We start from the raw sequence: 16705 nt of genomic DNA on the forward strand, positions 1-16705 counted from the left end.
ACAGCCGTTATCCACAGCGAGACCACGACTCTGAGTCTGATAAGGGTTAACAGTGACCGATACTCCCGAGTCCACCCCGAACGAGCCGGAGACCCCGGAACCACTGGCGGCGGTCGTCCAGCACGACCGGATCGAGCCGGTCGGCCTCGAGGTCGAGATGCAGCGCTCGTACCTCGACTACGCGATGAGCGTCATCGTCGGGCGGGCCCTGCCGGACGTCCGGGACGGGCTCAAGCCGGTCCACCGCAAGATCCTCTACGCCATGTTCGACTCCGGCTACCGGCCGGACCGCGGGTACGTGAAGTGCTCCCGCGTCGTCGGCGACGTGATGGGCCAGTTCCACCCGCACGGCGACTCGGCCATCTACGACGCGCTGGTCCGGATGGCGCAGCCGTGGTCGCTGCGCTACCCGCTGGTCGACGGCAACGGCAACTTCGGTTCGCCCGGTAACGACCCGGCCGCCGCCATGCGGTACTGCCTTGCGGCAGATGTTCGGGTTCGTACCGTCGACGGCACCGTCCGGATCGGCGACGTCGTGCCGGACGCCGCGCCGAGCAGCGAGACCGACGTCGACCTCAAGGTCCGTGACCGCAACGGCGACCTGGTCCGTGCCAGCAGGTTCTTCCACTCCGGCGAGCACCCCACGCTGCGGCTGCGCACCCGTGAGGGGTACGAGCTGACCGGCACCCACAACCACCCGGTGCTCTGCCTGGTGAACGTGGCCGGTGTGCCGACCCTGCTGTGGAAGCTGCTTGCCGAGATCGCCCCGGGCGACCGGGTGGCCCTCCAGCGCACCGTGCCGGACGAGATCGGCTACCCGATGCTGGAGCACGTCGAGGCAGCCGTGCTCGCGGGCGCGCTTGTGTCCGAGGGGTGGGTGTCCGAGCAGCGAGCCGGCTTCAACAACGTGGACCGGGAGTTCTTCGTCCGGGTCCTCACCGCCTATGACCTCGCGGTCGGCGGCCCCCGGTACGTCGCCGAGCGGGTCATCGACTCGGGCAGCACGCTGCACGAACTCGATGTACAGAACCTCGCCGCACTGCGGGCGAGCGTACTCGGCGAGATGGTGGGCGCGCGGAGCGCCGACAAGTTCGTGCCGGAGTTCGTCTGGCGCGGACCGGCCGCGGTCAAGCGGGCCTTCCTCCAGGCGCTGTTCGAGGGCGACGGCTCGTCGTCGCTGCTGCCCCGCCACACGATCCAGGTCTCCTACTCGACCCGCAGCGAGCGGCTGGCCCGCGAGGTGCAGCAACTGCTGCTGGAGTCCGGCGTGGTCAGCCGGCAGTGCCGGTACGACAACGGCGAGATCAAGGTCGTCGTCACCAACCGGCGGGACGCCCGGATCTTCGCCACTCACGTCGGATTCCTCGGCCGCAAGCAGGCCAAGCTGGAATCCGAGCTGGCCCAGGTGCCGGCGAGCAGCACCGCGCTCTCCGGCGATCACGTGCCGTTCGTCGGTGACTTCGTCCGCGAGCACGGCGCGAGCCGCTGGACCGAGCGTGACTGGCTGCGCCGGCACAACGTGGACCGGATCGAGCGCTGGGAGCGGGACCGCGACGAGATCGCCGCCCGGATCACCGAGCCGGGCATCCTCGACGTGGTCGAACCGCTCGTCGACGGCCGCTTCTACTACGCCGGGGTGACCGACGTCACCGACGCCGGTGTGCAGCCGGTCTACAGCATCCGGGTGGACACCGAGGACCACTCGTTCGTCTCCGACGGTTTCGTCAGCCACAACACCGAGTGCAAGCTCGACCCGCTGGCGATGGAGATGCTGCGGGACATCGACGAGGACACCGTCGACCTCCAGGACAACTACGACGGCCGGGCCAAGGAGCCCACCATCCTGCCGTCGCGTATCCCGAACCTGCTGATCAACGGCTCCGAGGGCATCGCGGTCGGCATGGCCACCAAGATCCCGCCGCACAACCTGCGCGAGATCGGCGCGGCCGTGCAGTGGTGCCTGGAGCATCCGGAGGCCGACGAGGCCACCACGCTGGAAGCCCTCCTGGAGATCGTCAAGGGCCCGGACTTCCCGACCCACGGCCTGATCGTCGGTCAGGCGGGCATCCAGGACGCGTACCGGACCGGGCGCGGCTCGATCCGCATGCGCGCCGTGGTCGAGGTCGAGGAGGACAAGCGGGGCCGGCCGGCGCTCGTGGTAAGCGAGCTGCCGTACCAGGTCAACCCGGACAACCTCGCCGAGCGCATCGCCGAGCTGATCAAGGAGGGCAAGCTCGCCGGCATCGCCGACATCCGCGACGAGTCCTCCGGACGTACCGGCATGCGGATCGTGCTCGTGCTCAAGCGCGACGCGGTCGCCAAGGTGGTGCTGAACAACCTCTACAAGCACACCCAGCTCCAGGAGACGTTCGGCGCCAACATGCTGGCGCTCGTCGACGGCGTGCCGCGCACGCTGAACCTGGCCCAGTTCATCCGCTACTACGTCGAGCACCAGATCGAGGTGATCCGGCGGCGGACCGCGTTCCGGCTGCGCAAGGCCGAGGAGCGGGCGCACATCCTGCGCGGTCTGTCCAAGGCGCTGGACGCGCTGGACGAGGTGATCGCCCTGATCCGGCGCTCGCCCACTGTGGAGGACGCACGGCAGGGTCTGATCCGGCTGCTGGACATCGACGAGGTCCAGGCGACCGCGATCCTGGACATGCAGCTGCGCCGGCTGGCCGCCCTGGAGCGGCAGCGGATCCTGGACGACCTGGCGAAGCTCGAAGTGGAGATCGCCGACCTCAAGGACATCCTGGCCAAGCCGGAGCGGCAGCGGCGGATCGTCTCGGAGGAACTGGGCGAGATCGTCGCGAAGTGGGGCGACGACCGGCGTACGAAGATCGTCCCGTTCGACGGCGAGGTCTCGATGGAGGACCTCATCGCCCGCGAGGACGTGGTGGTGACGATCACCCGCACCGGGTACGCGAAGCGGACCAAGGTCGATCTCTACCGGTCGCAGCGGCGTGGCGGGAAGGGCGTCAGCGGGGCGACGCTCCGCCAGGACGACATCGTCAGCCACTTCTTCGTATGCTCTACCCACGACTGGATCCTGTTCTTCACGAACAAGGGTCGGGTCTACCGGGCGAAGGCGTACGAGCTTCCCGAGGCCAGTAGGGTGGCCAAGGGCCAGCACGTGGCCAACCTGCTCGCGTTCCAGCCCGACGAGCAGATCGCGCAGATCATTGAAATCCCGAACTACCAGGTGGCCCCCTACCTGGTACTGGCCACGAAGAACGGCCTGGTGAAGAAGACGCGGCTCGAGGAGTTCGACTCCAACCGTTCCGGCGGCATCATTGCGATCAACCTGCGCGATGAGGACGAGCTGGTCGGTGCGGTACTGGTCGCTGCTGAGGACGACCTGCTGCTCGTGTCGAAGAACGCCCAGGCGATCCGCTTCAACGCCACCGACGAGGCGCTGCGTCCGATGGGCCGGGCCACCTCCGGTGTGATCGGCATGCGCTTCAGCGGCGAGGACGAGTTGCTCGCCGTCGAGGTGGTGCGAGAGGGTCTGGACGTTCTGGTCGCGACGAACGGGGGTTACGCGAAACGTACCCCGATCGAGGAATACCCGGTCCAGGGCCGGGGAGGTAAGGGCGTGCTGACCGCGAAGATCACCGAGCGACGCGGTGGCCTGGTCGGCGCGGTCGTGATCGATCCGGAGGACGAGCTGTTCGCCATCACGAGCAACGGCGGCGTCATCCGGACTCCGGTGAAGCCTGTACGCCGTACGCGTGACCGGAACACAATGGGGGTCAAGCTGATGGACCTCCCGGACGGCGTGACTATCGTGGCGATTGCTCGCAATGCCGACGAGCCTGACGAACAGGACTAGTTGATGACGGAGACACAGGCGAAGTCGGGGAACAAGGGGACCTCGGCCACTCCGGTCGAGGAGGAGGCCGCGCAGGGCGGCACACCAGCGACCGGCCGCGCGGCTGTGGGCCGGGCCACGGTTCCCGCCGACGCGCCTGCCCCGAAGTTCACCCGGGCTCCCGGCATGGCCCCGCCTCCGGACAAGCCGGCCGAGGACTCCGGTTCCCGGGACTCGGCCGAGACCAAGGTCGACGCGCCGACATCGGCCGACGGTCTGGCCGCTCCGGCCGCCAAGCCCGCGAACGCCACGAGCACCCAGCCGATCAAGACCCCGTCGGCCGCCGGCCGGGCCTCCACCGGGACGACCGGCACGCAGCCGCGGATCGGTGCCGGCCTGGGCACCGCCCCGAAGACGTCGCCCGACGGCTCGCGCCCGAGCGGCGCCGCGAGCGCCCAGGCCCGGCCCGCCAACGGCGGCGGCCTGCCGCCGGGCATCAGCGGCGCGGCAGCCGTCGGCGCCGCGCGCGTGGGTGAGGCGGTACGCGCCGCGCGTACCTCGGTCAGCTCGGCCGCGTCGCGCGGACCGCGACGGGCCCGGCTGAACCTGAAGCGGATCGACCCGTGGTCGGTGATGAAGTTCGCCTTCGCGGTGTCGGTGGTGCTCTTCATCGTGGTCGTCGTGGCGACGTCGGTGCTCTACCTGGCGCTGGACGCCATGGGTGTGTTCAAGAGCGTCAACGACAGCCTCACCGACCTGGTGAACGCCGGCGGCGGCCAGGGTGGCGGCGGCTTCCGGATCACCGCCAAGGGCGTGATCCTGACGTCGGCGCTGATCGGCCTGGTGAACGTCGTGCTGTTCACCGCGCTGGCCACGCTCAGCGCGTTCGTCTACAACGTCTGCGCCGACCTGGTCGGCGGGATCGAGCTGACGCTCGCCGAGCGGGACTGATCGACCGGCGCCGGGGCACCGCGTAAAGCGGTCGCCCCGGCGTCGTGCGTCCGGGTAGGTTCGAGGTGGCGCGGGTGCTTCCCACCACAGACCCCCGATTTGGGCGCGGTGGAGGCGATGGGTTAACCTAGCTCGTCGCTACGCGGGGCTATAGCTCAGTCGGTTAGAGCGCAGAGCTGATAACTCTGAGGTCGCTGGTTCGATTCCAGCTAGCCCCACCGCACATCGTCCGACGACAGTCGAGCGCGAGGGGTCAAGCACATGTTCAAGAAGCTCCTGATCCTGGCCGGCATCGTCGGTGTGGCCGCCGTCGTGGCCAAGAAGGTCAAGGCCTCGAACGACGAGCGCGCCCTGTGGCACGAGGCGACCACGGCGCCCGACCTGCGCTGAACGCCGTCACGGGGCCCTAGCTCAACTGGCAGAGCACTGCCTTTGCAAGGCAGGGGTTAGGGGTTCGAGTCCCCTGGGCTCCACCACATCATTTCGCCGGATCATCAGCGGCTGTCGATGCTGCTGTGTCGCGTGCCGCCTCGGCAGTCGGCTTCCATCGATCAACGAAAGCCTCGGCGAACCGTTCATGATCTGATCGGCGTTGCACCCGGCCGACCTTCCGGCTGCGGTGTTGGAGCACGTGATGCCCTAGCTCGTGCAGCAGTACGTCGAACCGCATGAAGTCCCGCATCGACGCGGCCTCCGGTAGCGGTTGCTCGTAGAGAACGATCTCGCCCGGCACCCTGGTTCTGCCGTAGACGACGAATCCGGGCCGGAAATCCTCCCTCTGTCGCAGCTCGATGCCGCGTAACCCGTACCACGCCCAGGGCCCGAGGGTCTCCAGCACGTCGCGCACGTCTTGCCCGCTTGCCGGGTGCGCGAATCCGGATCGCGGTGCGTGAACGTGGATCCGCAGCCGGTCGAGCCGGGGCGCGCGCCGGAGTGCCTGGCGCGAACGGGGGTCTGTTCGGAGGCTTCGGCTCACAGCGGCCATGGTGGGCGGGCGGCACTACCTACGACAACGGGTTTCTCCGCGAAGCAGCTCGGCGAGGCCGACGGGGTAGAGCGGACTCCCTGCGTCGAAGCTGTTCAGCGGCCGCCACATCACCTTCGTGCCCGCGTCGTCGCGTATCTCACCGACGGCATCCCGCTCGTAGAGGACTGGTCGGCGAGCCGGCAGTCGAAGACGAAGACGATCTCGTGCCCGTCGCGGCCGAACGCGTGGAACAGGTTCTCCAGAACGCCCAGGAGGGGGTCCAGGACGTCAAGTTCAAGTTCATGTCGTACCTGATGGACACCGACTCGGTGCGGCGCCAGCTCGCCGGCTGATCCGTCACCCCGGACGGCGCGTCGCCACACCGCCGCCGGCCCTCGCTCGTCGAGGCCGGCGGCGGTTCCGCATGTCGGCGTCACGGTCCCTGAGCGCCGCAGTCGACGACGGCGCCGGCCCGGGTTCGCCGAGCATCAGCGTGACCACCGCGGCGAGCAGCACGATCGACCCGAGAACGGCGGTCACTGTGAGCCGTTCGTCGAGCAGGAGCACCGCGATGAGCGCCGCCGTCACCGGCTCCACGAGCGCGATGACCGACGCGGTGGTCGCCCGGACCGAGGCCAACCCGGCGAAGAACAGGGTGTACGCCACGGCGGTGGGCGCCACGGCGAGGAAGGCGAGCAGGCCCACTGTCTGACGGGTGTCACCGGCTGTGGGCAGGATCCCTTCGAGCAGGGCCAGCGGAAGCAGGCAGATCATTCCGACGGCGAATCCGCCCAGCAGCGGAGTGTGCCAGCCGCCGTCTCGGCCGAGCTTCCGGTTGAGCAGGGTGACGGCTGCGTACCCGGCCGCGGACAGCAGCGCGCAGGCCAATCCCAGCAGCGGCGCCGGGGCGCTGCCGGCGCTACCACCGCCCAGCAGCAGGACCAGGCCGACGAGTGCTGTCACGACTGTGACTCCGCCGGATCGGCCGAGTCGCTCGCCGAGGGCCAGGCGTGAACCGAGGGCGATGAGGACCGGCCCGGCGCCCAGGGTGACCATGGTGGCGACGGCCAGACCGGCGTACCCCACTGCGGCGAAGTACGCCGTCTGGTAGACGGCGAGACCTACGCCTGTCGTTACGACCTGCCGCCACCTGTGGCGCAGCCGGGTGCTGACGACCCGGATACGCGAGGATGGTCGCCGACGTGTCAGGTGTCCGGCGGCGAGCAGCAGGACGCCGCCCGCGAACCGCCAGACGGAGACGGCGACGGGGCCCAACCCGCTGGTGTCGTAGAGGACGGCCGCCGCGGCGCCGCCGGTGCCCCAGGCGATCGCCGCCAGGAGGATGTACAGGGTTCCTCGCCCCACGGTCGGGGGCAGATTTCTGCGCACGGGATTCTCCGTTGTCGTCGCCGCCCGGGCACCGCGAACGCACCCGGGCTCTGGATCGAAAGCCGGGTTCGGTGAACGGCGTCGTTACCGGGTGACCGGTGGCGGCGAGACAACGCGGAACGTCATGTCCGCACCCTAGCGGCGCGCAGACGATCGACCGCCTGCTTTATCGCGGCCACCCGCGTCGCGAGCGGTCCCGCGGGCACCTCGACGAGGTCGAATCCCGCGTCGCGGTACGTCAGTTCGTGGACGCGCTCGAAGACGAGCGACTCCTCGAAGCTGATCCGGCGGGCGGCGGTCGCCTCGACGAAGCCCTGATTCCGTACGAAGAAGACGGTCCGCTCGTAGTGGCGGCGTTCCGTCGTCAGGCGCTCGACCTCGTCCAGCAGGGCGGACGGCGGCGTCGACCCCAGGTGGCGGCACAGCGCGAGCGTGCAGACGGGTGAGCGGTCGTGGAAGATGATCTCCCCGGCGTGCGCTTCGGCTCGGCGCCGACGCCTCCGCTGGAGAGCCAGCACCCGCTCGGCGAAGTCCGGCTCCCGCCACGGTTCGGGCCGGCCGAGCGCCTGGTGCAGCGCGATCACGTCGGTCGCCGCCTCCTCCACGACGGGATGGCCGTCGACCTCCAGGTGGCGCAGGATCGCGGTCTTACCGGAGCCGGGAGCGCCGGTGAGGATGAATCCGGGCATGACGTCCTCCGTTGGCAGACAGCCTCTTGATAGGCAAGCTGTTACTTGCATATGGTGGGTGACGTGGGCGATCTGTACCAGGCGCTGGCCGATCCCACCCGCCGCCTGATCCTCGACGAGCTGACCGAGCGCGACGGTCAGACCCTGTTCGAGATCTGCGGCCGGCTGGCCACCAAGCACCAGGTCGGCTCGTCCCGGCAGGCGATCTCCCAGCACCTCGACGTCCTGGAGGCCGCCGGCCTGATCGTCACGCGGCGGCAGGGTCGCTACAAGTTCCACCACCTCGACACCCGGCCGCTGCGGTCCATCACCGAGCGATGGCTCAGGTCCGACGCACCCACCCAGGAGAACCCATGAGAATCAACCTCACCAGCGTGTACGTCGACGACCAGGACAAGGCACTGCGCTTCTACACCGAGGTGCTGGGCTTCGTGAAGAAGACAGACGTGCCGACCGGGGAGTACCGGTGGCTGACTGTGGTCTCGCCGGACGCCCCGGACGGCGTGGAGCTGCTGCTGGAACCCGACGCGCACCCGGCCGCCAAGGCGTTCAAGGAGGCGCTCGCGGGCGACGGGATACCGCTGACGCAGTTCGCGGTGGACGACGTGGCCGCCGAGCACGACCGGCTGCGGGGCCTCGGCGTGCTGTTCACCCAGGAGCCGGTCGACATGGGCCCGGTGACCACGGCGGTGTTCGACGACACCTGCGGCAACCTGATCCAGATCGCACAGTACCGGTAGCGGGTCGACAGTGGCCGGACCGTGGCGTAGCCCGGCGCTGGCGGCCGCGGTGGCGCGCCTGGAGGACGAGATCCGGGACGCCTGGGCGCGGCTGCGCGGTGAGCTGGACGTGGCGCCGGGCTCGCCCGAGGAGAGCGAGCTGGCCTGGCTCGTCGTCGACGACCCCGGGGCGTACGACTGGCGGACCGTGGACGGCGCGGTGGACCGGCTGACCTGTCCCGACTGCGGGGCACGGCTGACCGCCGGACCGGCGACGTGCGAGACGTGCGAGTTCCGCCACCGGATGCGGTTCGGCGCCCGGGAGCGCGACCGCCCGCACGTGCCGCCCGGCAACGAGCACGCGCTGCGCGTCGCCACGGCGGTGACCCGCAGCCGCCACCGCTACTCACCCGGGCGCGGGTCGGCTACGAGCTGGTCCTGCCGGACCTGCTGGCCGGCGCCCTGCCCACGACTCCCCAGGCCCAGGCCGCCAAGGCACTCATCAACACGTTGACCGACGACGAGTGCGACCGGGTCGCGAGCCTCGCCGAGGTCGTGAAGTTGGCGAGAGGTCGTTGACTCCGCGCGGAACCGCTGGACACGATCGGTCACTCTGGCCGCATGACGGTGTGGCGGCGCCCGTACTCGCTGGACCTGACCACCTCCGGCTTCATGGTCGTGGCGGTGCTGGCGGTCGGCTTCTTCGTGCTCCTCGTGTTCGAGGTCAGAAGCGGCAGGATGCCGGGACGGGATGCGGTGTTCCTCGGCGTGTGGAACGCCGTCGGCCTCGCCGTCGCGGTCCGCCGCGCGATGCTCGGCGTCTGGGTGAGCCCTGTCGGCGTACGCTCGCGCTCGCTGCTCCGCACGACCACAGTGCCGTGGGCGTCGGTTGCGGAGATACACAGCGGTACGGGTTCGATCGTGGGCCTGGACGTGGGACGCGACGCGATCGTCATCGAGCGGATCGACGGCGAGCCGGTGCAGACGCCGATCCAGTCCGGCGCCGTCGTCCGGCCGTTCCGCCTGGAGCTGACCCGGCTGGTCACCTGGCCGGAGCACTACGACGAGATCCTCGCGAACCTGCGGGAGTGCCATCGCAACGCCCGACCCCCGGAGCAGCGCGCGGCGGCGAGCCCGGCGCCGGATCCGGTCCGCACCGACCATTTGGACCCGCCGGGGCAGATCCGGCGGCCCGCTCCGAGCGCCACGCAGCGGCGCGACATCCACGCGCTGACCAGGCAGTACGAGCGTGGAGTGCTGACCGACGCCGAGTACGCGGCCGCGTTGGCGCGGCTGCGCGGTGACGAGTAGGCGTCAACCGAGCCGGTCGAGCAGCTCGCGGCTGCGGCTCACCACCAGCGCTGTGGCCTCGGCGTCGTACGAGGGCAGCGAACTGTCGGTGAACAGGTGCCGGTCGCCGGGGTAGACGTACAGCTCGCCGCGCTCGGGACCGACGATCGACACCAGCTCGCGCGCGGCGTCGACGTCGCCTTCGAGCCCGAAGAACGGGTCGCGCTCCATGCCGTGCACCTGCACCGCCACCCCGTCGGGCCACGGGCCGATCGCCCACTCGCCGGTCACCGGCAGGCAGGCCTCGTAGAGCAGGGCGGCCCGGGCGCCGGCCCGGGTCTGGGCGAGCCGCTGGGCGATGGCGGCGCCCCAGGAGACGCCCGCGTAGACGAGGCCGGCGGGCAGGCCGGCGACGAGCGCGTCGGCGCGCCGGTCGAGGACGTCGCCGCCGATCCGCTTGATCAGCGCGGCGCCGTCGGAGATGGTGGCCGGCCGTTCGCCGTCGAAGAGGTCGGGGGCGTGGACTGTGTGGCCACCGGACCGCAGGGAGCCGGCGAGCGCGCGGACGCCGTCCGTGAGCCCTTGAATGTGGTGGAAGAGCACGATCTCGGCCATCACTACACTCCTGAGTTGTCAGACCAGAGTTGTCGAACGAACCAGAATCTTAGAACGGTCGAGAAATGTCGGTCAATGAGCGAATCCCGGACTACGACCTCGACGACCTGCTCGTGGTCACCGCTCCGGAGCAGTTGCGTGCGCTCGCCGACCCGCTGCGGAGCACGCTGCTCGAACTGCTCCTGGAGCGCGCCGCCACTGTCAACGAGATGGCCCGCGCCGTCGACCGGCCGAAGAGCAGCGTGGCGTACCACGTGAACCAACTGGTCGACGCCGGTCTGCTGCGCGTGGTGCGGACCCGCCGGGTACGCGCCATCGAGGAGCGGTTCTACGGGCGGGTGGCCCGCACCTACTACGTCGGCGCGCTCAGCCGGGCCGAGGACAAGCAGGTGGTGTCCCGGATCAACGGGCTCGCCGAGGCGGCAGCCGAAGCGGCGGCCGCGCACGCCGCCGACGAGTTGCGGTGCACGCTCGTGCACGCGCGCATCCCGATCGAGGACGTCCGCGAGTTCTGGGCGGAGGTGCAGGCGCTGGCCCGGCGGTTCGCGCAGATCCCCCGCGCCGGCGACCAGGTGTACGGCTTCGCCGCCGGCCTCTACCCCACCGACGCGCCCACGCTCCCCGACACGGAACCCGCCACCGACCCACGCGACTGACGGCCCCACCACGTGACGGCAGGGTCTTGCCGGGACGGCGAACCGGGCAGACTAGCGTCGGAAGCGTGAGCATCGGATCCCCGCGCGTCCTGCCGGCCGAGCGCGGCATCGACGAGGCAGCCGCCGTCCTGCGTGCCGGCGGGCTGGTCGCCTTTCCCACCGAGACGGTTTACGGGCTGGGCGCCAACGCGCTCGACGCCCGGGCCGCGGCGCGGATCTTCGAGGCGAAGGCGCGGCCCAGCTTCGACCCGCTGATCAGCCACCTGGCCGACGCCGCCGACCTGGCCGCGCTGGTGGGCGAGGTGCCCGCGGCGGTGGCCGAGCTGGCGAAGCGGTTCTGGCCCGGCCCGCTCACCCTGATCGTGGACCGTCCGGAGATCATCCCGCCGATCGTCACCTCCGGTCTGGACACCATGGCGGTACGCGTACCGGACGAGCCGTCGGCGCGGGCGCTGATCGCCGCCGCCGGAGTGCCGGTGGCGGCGCCGAGCGCGAACCGGTTCGGCCAGCTCAGCCCCACCCGGGCCGAGCACGTGGTGGCCGGGCTGGGCGGCGCGGTGGACGTGGTGCTCGACGGCGGGCCCACCCGATGCGGGATCGAGTCGACGATCGTGGACGCGCGCGGTGAGCGGCCGGTGGTGCTGCGGCTGGGCGCGCTGCCGGTCGAGGCGCTCGTCGAGGCGGTCGGCCCGGTCGAGGTGCGCCAGGGCAGCTCCGGCCAGCCGGTCGCGCCCGGGACGCTCGCCGCGCACTACGCCCCGCGTACCCCGTTGCGGTTGGGCGCGGCGGCCGAGCCCGGCGGCGGCCGGCGGGGCTTCCTGGCCTTCCGGGAGCCACCGGCGGACGGCGACTGGGCGGCGGTGGAGGTCCTGTCGCCCGACGGCGACGTGACGGCGGCGGCGGCGCGCCTGTTCGACGCGCTGCACCGGCTCGACGCGGCCGGGGTGACCGAGATCGTCGCCGAGCCGGTGCCGGAGACCGGCGTGGGCCGAGCGATAAACGACCGGCTGCGCCGGGCTGCCGCCACCTGGCGCTAGGACTGGCCGGCGTCGGGTCGCCGATGCGAACCCGGCTGCGGCAGGCGGTCGACCAGCTTGGTCAGCGCACCGTTGGCGAACGTCGCGCCGAGTGCCGACCCGGTGGCGATGGTCCAGCCCACCGGGCCGAGCGGGGTGCAGCCGAAGAACTGGCTGACGCCCGGCGTCTGCACCACAGCCACGAGCACGCCGACCGACGCGGCGGTGGCGGCGAGCACGCTGGGGCTGGTGCCGCCGGCCAGCACTGTCTGGCCGAGCTGGGTGCCGATCAGCGAGGCGAGCGCGACGGTGCTGGCACGCCGCTGGGTGCCGGTCCACCTGGCGATCGTCCAGCCGGCGGTCGCGCCCAGCGTGGTCGACGCCGCGCGCAGCCCGATCTCCCGGGTCATGGTGACGCCGAGCGAGGAGTCCGGCCCCTCCCGCAGCAGGTGGTCGGCGCTGTCGTCGGCGGGCGGCCGGACCGCGATGGCGAGCGCGGGCGCCAGGTCGGTGAGCAGGTTGACCAGCAGCAGTTGCCGGCCGTTGAGGGCGGACCGGCCGGTCGCGGCGGCGGTCAGCACGCTGAACGCGATCTCGCCGAGGTTGCCGCCGACCAGGATGCTCAGCGCGTGCCGTACCGACGACCACATGGCCCGTCCCTCGACGAGCGTGGCGATGATCGTCTCCAGCCGGTCGTCGGTGACCACCAGGTCGGCGGCGGCGCGGGCGGCGGGAGTGCCGCGTTGACCGAGCGCGATACCGACGTCGGCGAGCCGGATCGCCGGGGCGTCGTTGGCGCCGTCACCCGTCATCGCGACGGTGCGGTCCTGGCGCTGCAACGCCTGGATGATCCGTACCTTGTGGGCGGGCGTGCAGCGTGCCACCACGTCGGTGGCCATCAGGCGCTCGGCGAGCGCGGCGTCGTCCAGCCGGTCCAGGTCGCTGGCCGTGACGACGCGCTGCCCGCCGTCGTCCGGGCTGATCGCGGCGGCGATCGCCTCGGCGGTCGCCGGGTGGTCGCCGGTGATCATGACGGTGTGCACACCCGCGGCCCGGATCCGGGCCACCGCCGGCCGGGCGCTCTCCCGCACCCCGTCGGCGAGCGTCAGGAAACCCACGAAGACCAGGCCGTCGACCTGCTCGTCGCTCACCTGCTCGGTGGAGACCTGGCACTCGGCCACGGCGAGGATGCGGTGCCCGGCACCGGCCCGCCCGGCCAGCATGGCCTGCACCTCCTCGCGTCCGGCCGCGTCGAGCGGCCGGTCACCCTCGGCGGTTCGGCGGGACGCGCAGCGCGGCAGCACCGACTCGGGGGCGCCCTTCACGCTCAGCAGCAGCCCGCCGGCGGCACGCCCGACAGCGGCGCTGTAGCCGCGGGACGGCTCGAACGGCAGCCCGGCCGTGGCGGTCCAGTCCGCCGCTCCGGTCCGCTCGTCCACCCCGGCGGTGTCCGCGCCGTGGCGTACCGCCCGGTCGGTCTGCTGCGGCAACTCGTCCGGATCCGCCGCAGCAGGGGTGGCCCGCACCGCGGCGGCCAGCGTCGACCGCAGCGGCTCGTCCAGGTCGTCCAGCGCGGCGTACCGGCCGTCGCCCGTACCCACGCCGGCCAGCATCAGCTTCCCCTCGGTGAGCGTGCCGGTCTTGTCGAAGCAGAGCACGTCGACGCGCCCCAGCGCCTCGATGGTCCGGGGGTTGCGGACCAGGGCGCCGTGCTCGGCCAGCCGCCGCGCCGCCGCCAGCTGCGCGGCGCTGACCAGGAACGGCAACCCCTCCGGCACCGACGCCACGGCCAGGTTCGCGGCGGTCGCCGCCGTTTCGGCAAGGGGTACGCCCCGAAGCAGCCCTGCGCCTGCGACAGCGATCGCCGAGGCGGCCGCAAGGGGTACGGCGCTGCTTGTCAGCCTGCCGAGCCGCGCCTCCACGCCACTGGCGGGCGGGGCCTGCCGGGCCATGGCGAGGCTCCGCCCGGCCTCGGTCTCCGCACCGGTGGCCACCACCACTGCGGTGCCGTGCCCGGCGGCCACAGTGGTGCCCTCGAACAGCATCGAGTGCCGTTCGGCGATGGCCGCCGCCACCACCGGTTCCGGGCTCTTCGCCACCGGCAGCGACTCGCCGGTCAGTGACGACTCGTCCGCCTCCAGCCCGTCGCTCGTCAGCACCCGGCAGTCGGCCGGTACGGCGTCCCCGGAGCTGACCGTGATCACGTCGCCGCGTACCAGTTCCTCGGCGGGCACCACCCGCTCGGTGCCGTCGCGCAGCACCCGGGCGGTGACCGCCGAGCGGGACAGCAGCTCGGCGAGCGATCGTTCGGTGTTGCGCTGGTGCACCGCGCCGACCAGAGCGGACCCGCCCACCACGCCGCCCACCAGTGCCGCGTCGACGAGTGAGCCGAACGCGGCGGAGAGCACCGCACCGGCGGCCAGCACCGGGGTGAGCGGGTTGGACAGCTCCTCCACGAACGCGCGGAGCAGCCCGGCCGGGCCGTGCTCGTCGCCGACCTCGACGCGCCGGCGACGGGCCGCCTCGTCCTCGGCAAGCCCGGACGGGTCGGTGGCGAGCTGGTCCAGGACGGTCTGCGCCGGCATCAGGTGCCAGGCGGTGAGCGCGGGCATCGGTGCGCCGGTCCGGTCCGGCAGCCGGTGTGCCCGGAACACGCCGTGCGCGAACGCGAGCGCCGCCGCGCCGTTCACCGCGGCGAGCGTTGGGCGGGGCAGCCGCCGCCGGTCGGCGGTGAATGCGGCGAGCGCGCCGAGCCCGCTGCCGGCCATCGAGATCCGGACGTTCTGCTCGGTCATCCGGCGGGCCACCCCGGCGGCGTCGACGAGCAGGGCCGGTACCCGCAGGTCGTCACCGACCAGCAGGTGCGCGCCCCACGGCGGCAGGTCGTCCGGGCCGTACACGCCGAGGCCGCAGTCCGAGGCGGCGAGCGCCGACCGCTCACCGGAGACCACCATCACCACGGCGCCCTCGCGTTGCAGGTCGTGCACCGCGTCGGCGAGCCGGGCACCACCGGGTACGAGCAGGTCCGCGAAGTCGTACCGGCCGTCGTCCGCGCCGCCGACCACGAGCCGCAGGCCCGCCTGCCGTGCGGCCGACGCCAGCGCGTCCACGCCCGGCGCGGGCTCCGGCTCGACCCGCAGTACGGCGGCGAGCCGGCCGTTCTCCGCCAGCCCGAGCAGCCGTCCACCGTCGGCGCGCAGCCGGGCGCTGTCCGGGGTGTCGCCGGGATCGTCGGCGCCGAGGCGGTCCAGCGGGCCGATCCGCCAGCCCTCGGCGGCGCGAACCGCGTCCGGCTCGGCCGGGTCGAACAACGCGAACGCGCGCGCGGCGACCTGCCCGGTGTCGGCGTCGGCCAGCGGCGCGAGATCGGCCAGGACGCCCCGGTCCGAACCGAGCACCGCCGCGTCGAGCACCACCGTGTCGATCCGGTCCAGCTCACGCAGCACACTGCGGTCCATCGCGATCACGCCGCGCCGGGCGAGCATCCGGCCGAGCTGGGCGCCGTACCCCTCCCGGCCGGAGCCGGGCGCCTTCGGCAGCGAGGACAGCGCCAGCGCGGCTGCGCGCTTCGGCCCCAGCACCGGCAGCGCCGCCGCCCCGGCGACCGCGCCGGCCGGAAGCACCCGCTTGGCGTACCGCTCGGGCTGCCCGTCCGGCACCGGGCAGGGCCGCTCGCCGTCGGGCACCCGGGCCACAGCCCGTTCCGGGTCACCGGTCAGGTGCGGCTCGGCCCGCCGCCATGCGTTCAGTTGAGCGGCGCCCTCACCCCACTGCACGACCCGCTGCGCGCCGTCCAGCACGATGCCCGCCCAGCCGCCGGTGAGACCCTGCACCACCGCCTCGGCCAGCGGGAACAGCACCTCGGCGCGCGGGTCGGCGCGGATGCCCAGACCGGCCAGCGCGTGCAGCTTCGGGTGCAGGTCGACAGCGCCGAGCAGACCGGCCACCTCGGCGGGAATGGGAGTGAGCGGCAGGACACGGGTGGCAGCGGAGATGCTCAACCCGAGCACGTCGGACAGCAGCGCGCCGAACGTCCGCGCGGTACGCGGGCCGTCCTCGGGCGGCTGCGGCGGTTCGATCTCCGGGTCCGGCTCGTACGGGCAGGTCTGCTCCACGCGCGCCACCGTGGCGATCAGGTCGCGCAGCTTCGGCGCCGGATCCCCGGTCGCCACCACCACCCGGCCCGACGGCGCGTTCACCCGCGCCCAGGCGACACCCGGCATCGACTCCAGCGCCGCCTCGACCTGACGGGCCAGCCGGTCGCCGCCGTCCTGGCACACGCCGTGCACCTCGATGTGGTGGCGGCCGTCCTGCGACCACACGCGGCGGCTGGTCAGCCCGGTGAGGCGGGCCAGCCGGGCCGCCGCCGTACCGACGCTGCCCGCCACCTCGCTGACCCGGGCCGGCACGGCATCAGTGGGCAGGGCCGAACCGACGGTACGCGCGACACGCGCGGCGGTCTCCGGTACGACCGTCGGCGACAGCAGGAGGCCGGCGAACCGTCCCAGCGAGGTCATCGAGTCGTACGGCCGGGCAGTCGGTTGAAGGTGTCGCAGCCGTACGCCATCTCGCCTCCCGGTCTCGTCCCGGCGGCCCGACTTC

The 16705-nt window shown here is 72.2% G+C and carries 15 protein-coding genes and 2 tRNA genes; 12 read left to right on the forward strand and 5 right to left on the reverse strand.

All coding sequences use genetic code 11. The features are described 5' to 3' along the window. Positions 1-52: 52 nt before the first annotated feature. The 5 genes from gyrA (at position 53) to FB454_RS15750 (ending at position 5238) form a co-directional block, all read left to right on the forward strand. The gene (gyrA, locus tag FB454_RS15735) at positions 53-3832 is read left to right on the forward strand and encodes an intein-containing DNA gyrase subunit A (RefSeq protein ID WP_145823130.1); all 3780 of its coding nucleotides are present in this window, start codon (positions 53-55) and stop codon (positions 3830-3832) included. Positions 3833-3835: 3 nt separating this feature from the next. Then, positions 3836-4762 carry a DUF3566 domain-containing protein gene (locus FB454_RS15740; RefSeq protein WP_013283221.1) on the forward strand — a complete coding sequence of 309 codons (927 nt, stop codon included), beginning with the start codon at positions 3836-3838 and terminating at the stop codon, positions 4760-4762. A 144-nt stretch (positions 4763-4906) separates the two neighbouring features. Next, positions 4907-4980 (forward strand) — tRNA-Ile (locus FB454_RS15745). Positions 4981-5023: 43 nt separating this feature from the next. Continuing rightward, the gene (locus FB454_RS35175) at positions 5024-5152 is read left to right on the forward strand and encodes a DLW-39 family protein (protein ID WP_013283222.1); all 129 of its coding nucleotides are present in this window, start codon (positions 5024-5026) and stop codon (positions 5150-5152) included. Between the two features lie 10 nt (positions 5153-5162). Further along, positions 5163-5238 (forward strand) — tRNA-Ala (locus FB454_RS15750). Positions 5239-5240: 2 nt separating this feature from the next. Here the strand turns inward: FB454_RS15750 and FB454_RS15755 are convergent. Then, positions 5241-5609 carry a hypothetical protein gene (locus FB454_RS15755; protein WP_145823131.1) on the reverse strand — a complete coding sequence of 123 codons (369 nt, stop codon included), beginning with the start codon at positions 5607-5609 and terminating at the stop codon, positions 5241-5243. Between the two features lie 344 nt (positions 5610-5953). Between FB454_RS15755 and FB454_RS35385 the strand changes: the two genes are divergently transcribed. Further along, positions 5954-6082, forward strand: coding sequence for a hypothetical protein (locus tag FB454_RS35385; protein ID WP_269635817.1), 129 nt, complete (start codon positions 5954-5956; stop codon positions 6080-6082). A 4-nt stretch (positions 6083-6086) separates the two neighbouring features. Here FB454_RS35385 and FB454_RS15760 read toward each other — a convergent pair whose 3' ends face one another. Together FB454_RS15760 and FB454_RS15765 are read right to left on the reverse strand one after the other, a co-directional pair. Next, positions 6087-7118 (reverse strand): DMT family transporter, encoded by a 1032-nt coding sequence (locus tag FB454_RS15760; RefSeq protein ID WP_030269572.1) that lies wholly within the window; start codon positions 7116-7118, stop codon positions 6087-6089. A 122-nt stretch (positions 7119-7240) separates the two neighbouring features. After that, a complete protein-coding gene (locus tag FB454_RS15765) occupies positions 7241-7807 on the reverse strand; it encodes an AAA family ATPase (protein WP_030269574.1) in 567 nt (188 codons plus the stop codon). 51 nt (positions 7808-7858) lie between these two features. Between FB454_RS15765 and FB454_RS15770 the strand changes: the two genes are divergently transcribed. The 4 genes from FB454_RS15770 to FB454_RS15785 all read left to right on the forward strand — a co-directional run bounded on the left by FB454_RS15770 (position 7859) and on the right by FB454_RS15785 (position 9837). Continuing rightward, positions 7859-8164, forward strand: coding sequence for an ArsR/SmtB family transcription factor (locus FB454_RS15770; RefSeq protein ID WP_013283242.1), 306 nt, complete (start codon positions 7859-7861; stop codon positions 8162-8164). Further along, positions 8161-8547, forward strand: a complete 387-nt coding sequence (locus FB454_RS15775) for a VOC family protein (RefSeq protein WP_013283243.1) — start codon at positions 8161-8163, stop codon at positions 8545-8547. The genes FB454_RS15770 and FB454_RS15775 overlap by 4 nt, the downstream gene beginning before the upstream one ends. A gap of 10 nt (positions 8548-8557) precedes the next feature. Then, entirely contained in the window at positions 8558-9040 is a 483-nt protein-coding gene (locus FB454_RS15780) for a hypothetical protein (RefSeq protein WP_232236628.1), read from the forward strand. A 107-nt stretch (positions 9041-9147) separates the two neighbouring features. Next, on the forward strand, positions 9148-9837 hold the full coding sequence (locus tag FB454_RS15785) for a PH domain-containing protein (protein ID WP_030269576.1): 690 nt from the start codon (positions 9148-9150) through the stop codon (positions 9835-9837). A 3-nt stretch (positions 9838-9840) separates the two neighbouring features. Here the strand turns inward: FB454_RS15785 and FB454_RS15790 are convergent, their stop codons facing one another. Further along, entirely contained in the window at positions 9841-10431 is a 591-nt protein-coding gene (locus FB454_RS15790) for a dienelactone hydrolase family protein (RefSeq protein ID WP_030269578.1), read from the reverse strand. 65 nt (positions 10432-10496) lie between these two features. Between FB454_RS15790 and FB454_RS15795 the strand changes: the two genes are divergently transcribed. Further along, the gene (locus FB454_RS15795; protein WP_013283247.1) at positions 10497-11087 is read left to right on the forward strand and encodes a winged helix-turn-helix domain-containing protein; all 591 of its coding nucleotides are present in this window, start codon (positions 10497-10499) and stop codon (positions 11085-11087) included. Between the two features lie 89 nt (positions 11088-11176). Continuing rightward, on the forward strand, positions 11177-12124 hold the full coding sequence (locus FB454_RS15800; protein ID WP_030269579.1) for an L-threonylcarbamoyladenylate synthase: 948 nt from the start codon (positions 11177-11179) through the stop codon (positions 12122-12124). Here FB454_RS15800 and FB454_RS15805 read toward each other — a convergent pair. Then, positions 12121-16620: a cation-translocating P-type ATPase gene (locus FB454_RS15805; protein WP_030269580.1), complete on the reverse strand. Its 4500-nt coding sequence runs from the start codon at positions 16618-16620 to the stop codon at positions 12121-12123. The two genes, FB454_RS15800 and FB454_RS15805, sit on opposite strands and share 4 nt — an antisense overlap. Positions 16621-16705 lie beyond the last annotated feature (85 nt).

The organism is Micromonospora sp. CNZ297, assembly GCF_007827625.1.

What these genes read in the sequence shown, in the direction of transcription:
- FB454_RS15740 (WP_013283221.1), top strand. Translation starts at nt 3,836, where the DNA reads ATGACGGAGACACAGGCGAAGTCGGGGAACAAGGGGACCTCGGCCACT.
- FB454_RS35175 (WP_013283222.1), top strand. Translation starts at nt 5,024, where the DNA reads ATGTTCAAGAAGCTCCTGATCCTGGCCGGCATCGTCGGTGTGGCCGCC.
- FB454_RS15765 (WP_030269574.1), bottom strand. Translation starts at nt 7,807, where the DNA reads ATGCCCGGATTCATCCTCACCGGCGCTCCCGGCTCCGGTAAGACCGCG.
- FB454_RS15770 (WP_013283242.1), top strand. Translation starts at nt 7,859, where the DNA reads ATGGTGGGTGACGTGGGCGATCTGTACCAGGCGCTGGCCGATCCCACC.
- FB454_RS15775 (WP_013283243.1), top strand. Translation starts at nt 8,161, where the DNA reads ATGAGAATCAACCTCACCAGCGTGTACGTCGACGACCAGGACAAGGCA.
- FB454_RS15785 (WP_030269576.1), top strand. Translation starts at nt 9,148, where the DNA reads ATGACGGTGTGGCGGCGCCCGTACTCGCTGGACCTGACCACCTCCGGC.
- FB454_RS15790 (WP_030269578.1), bottom strand. Translation starts at nt 10,431, where the DNA reads ATGGCCGAGATCGTGCTCTTCCACCACATTCAAGGGCTCACGGACGGC.
- FB454_RS15795 (WP_013283247.1), top strand. Translation starts at nt 10,497, where the DNA reads ATGTCGGTCAATGAGCGAATCCCGGACTACGACCTCGACGACCTGCTC.
- FB454_RS15805 (WP_030269580.1), bottom strand. Translation starts at nt 16,620, where the DNA reads ATGACCTCGCTGGGACGGTTCGCCGGCCTCCTGCTGTCGCCGACGGTC.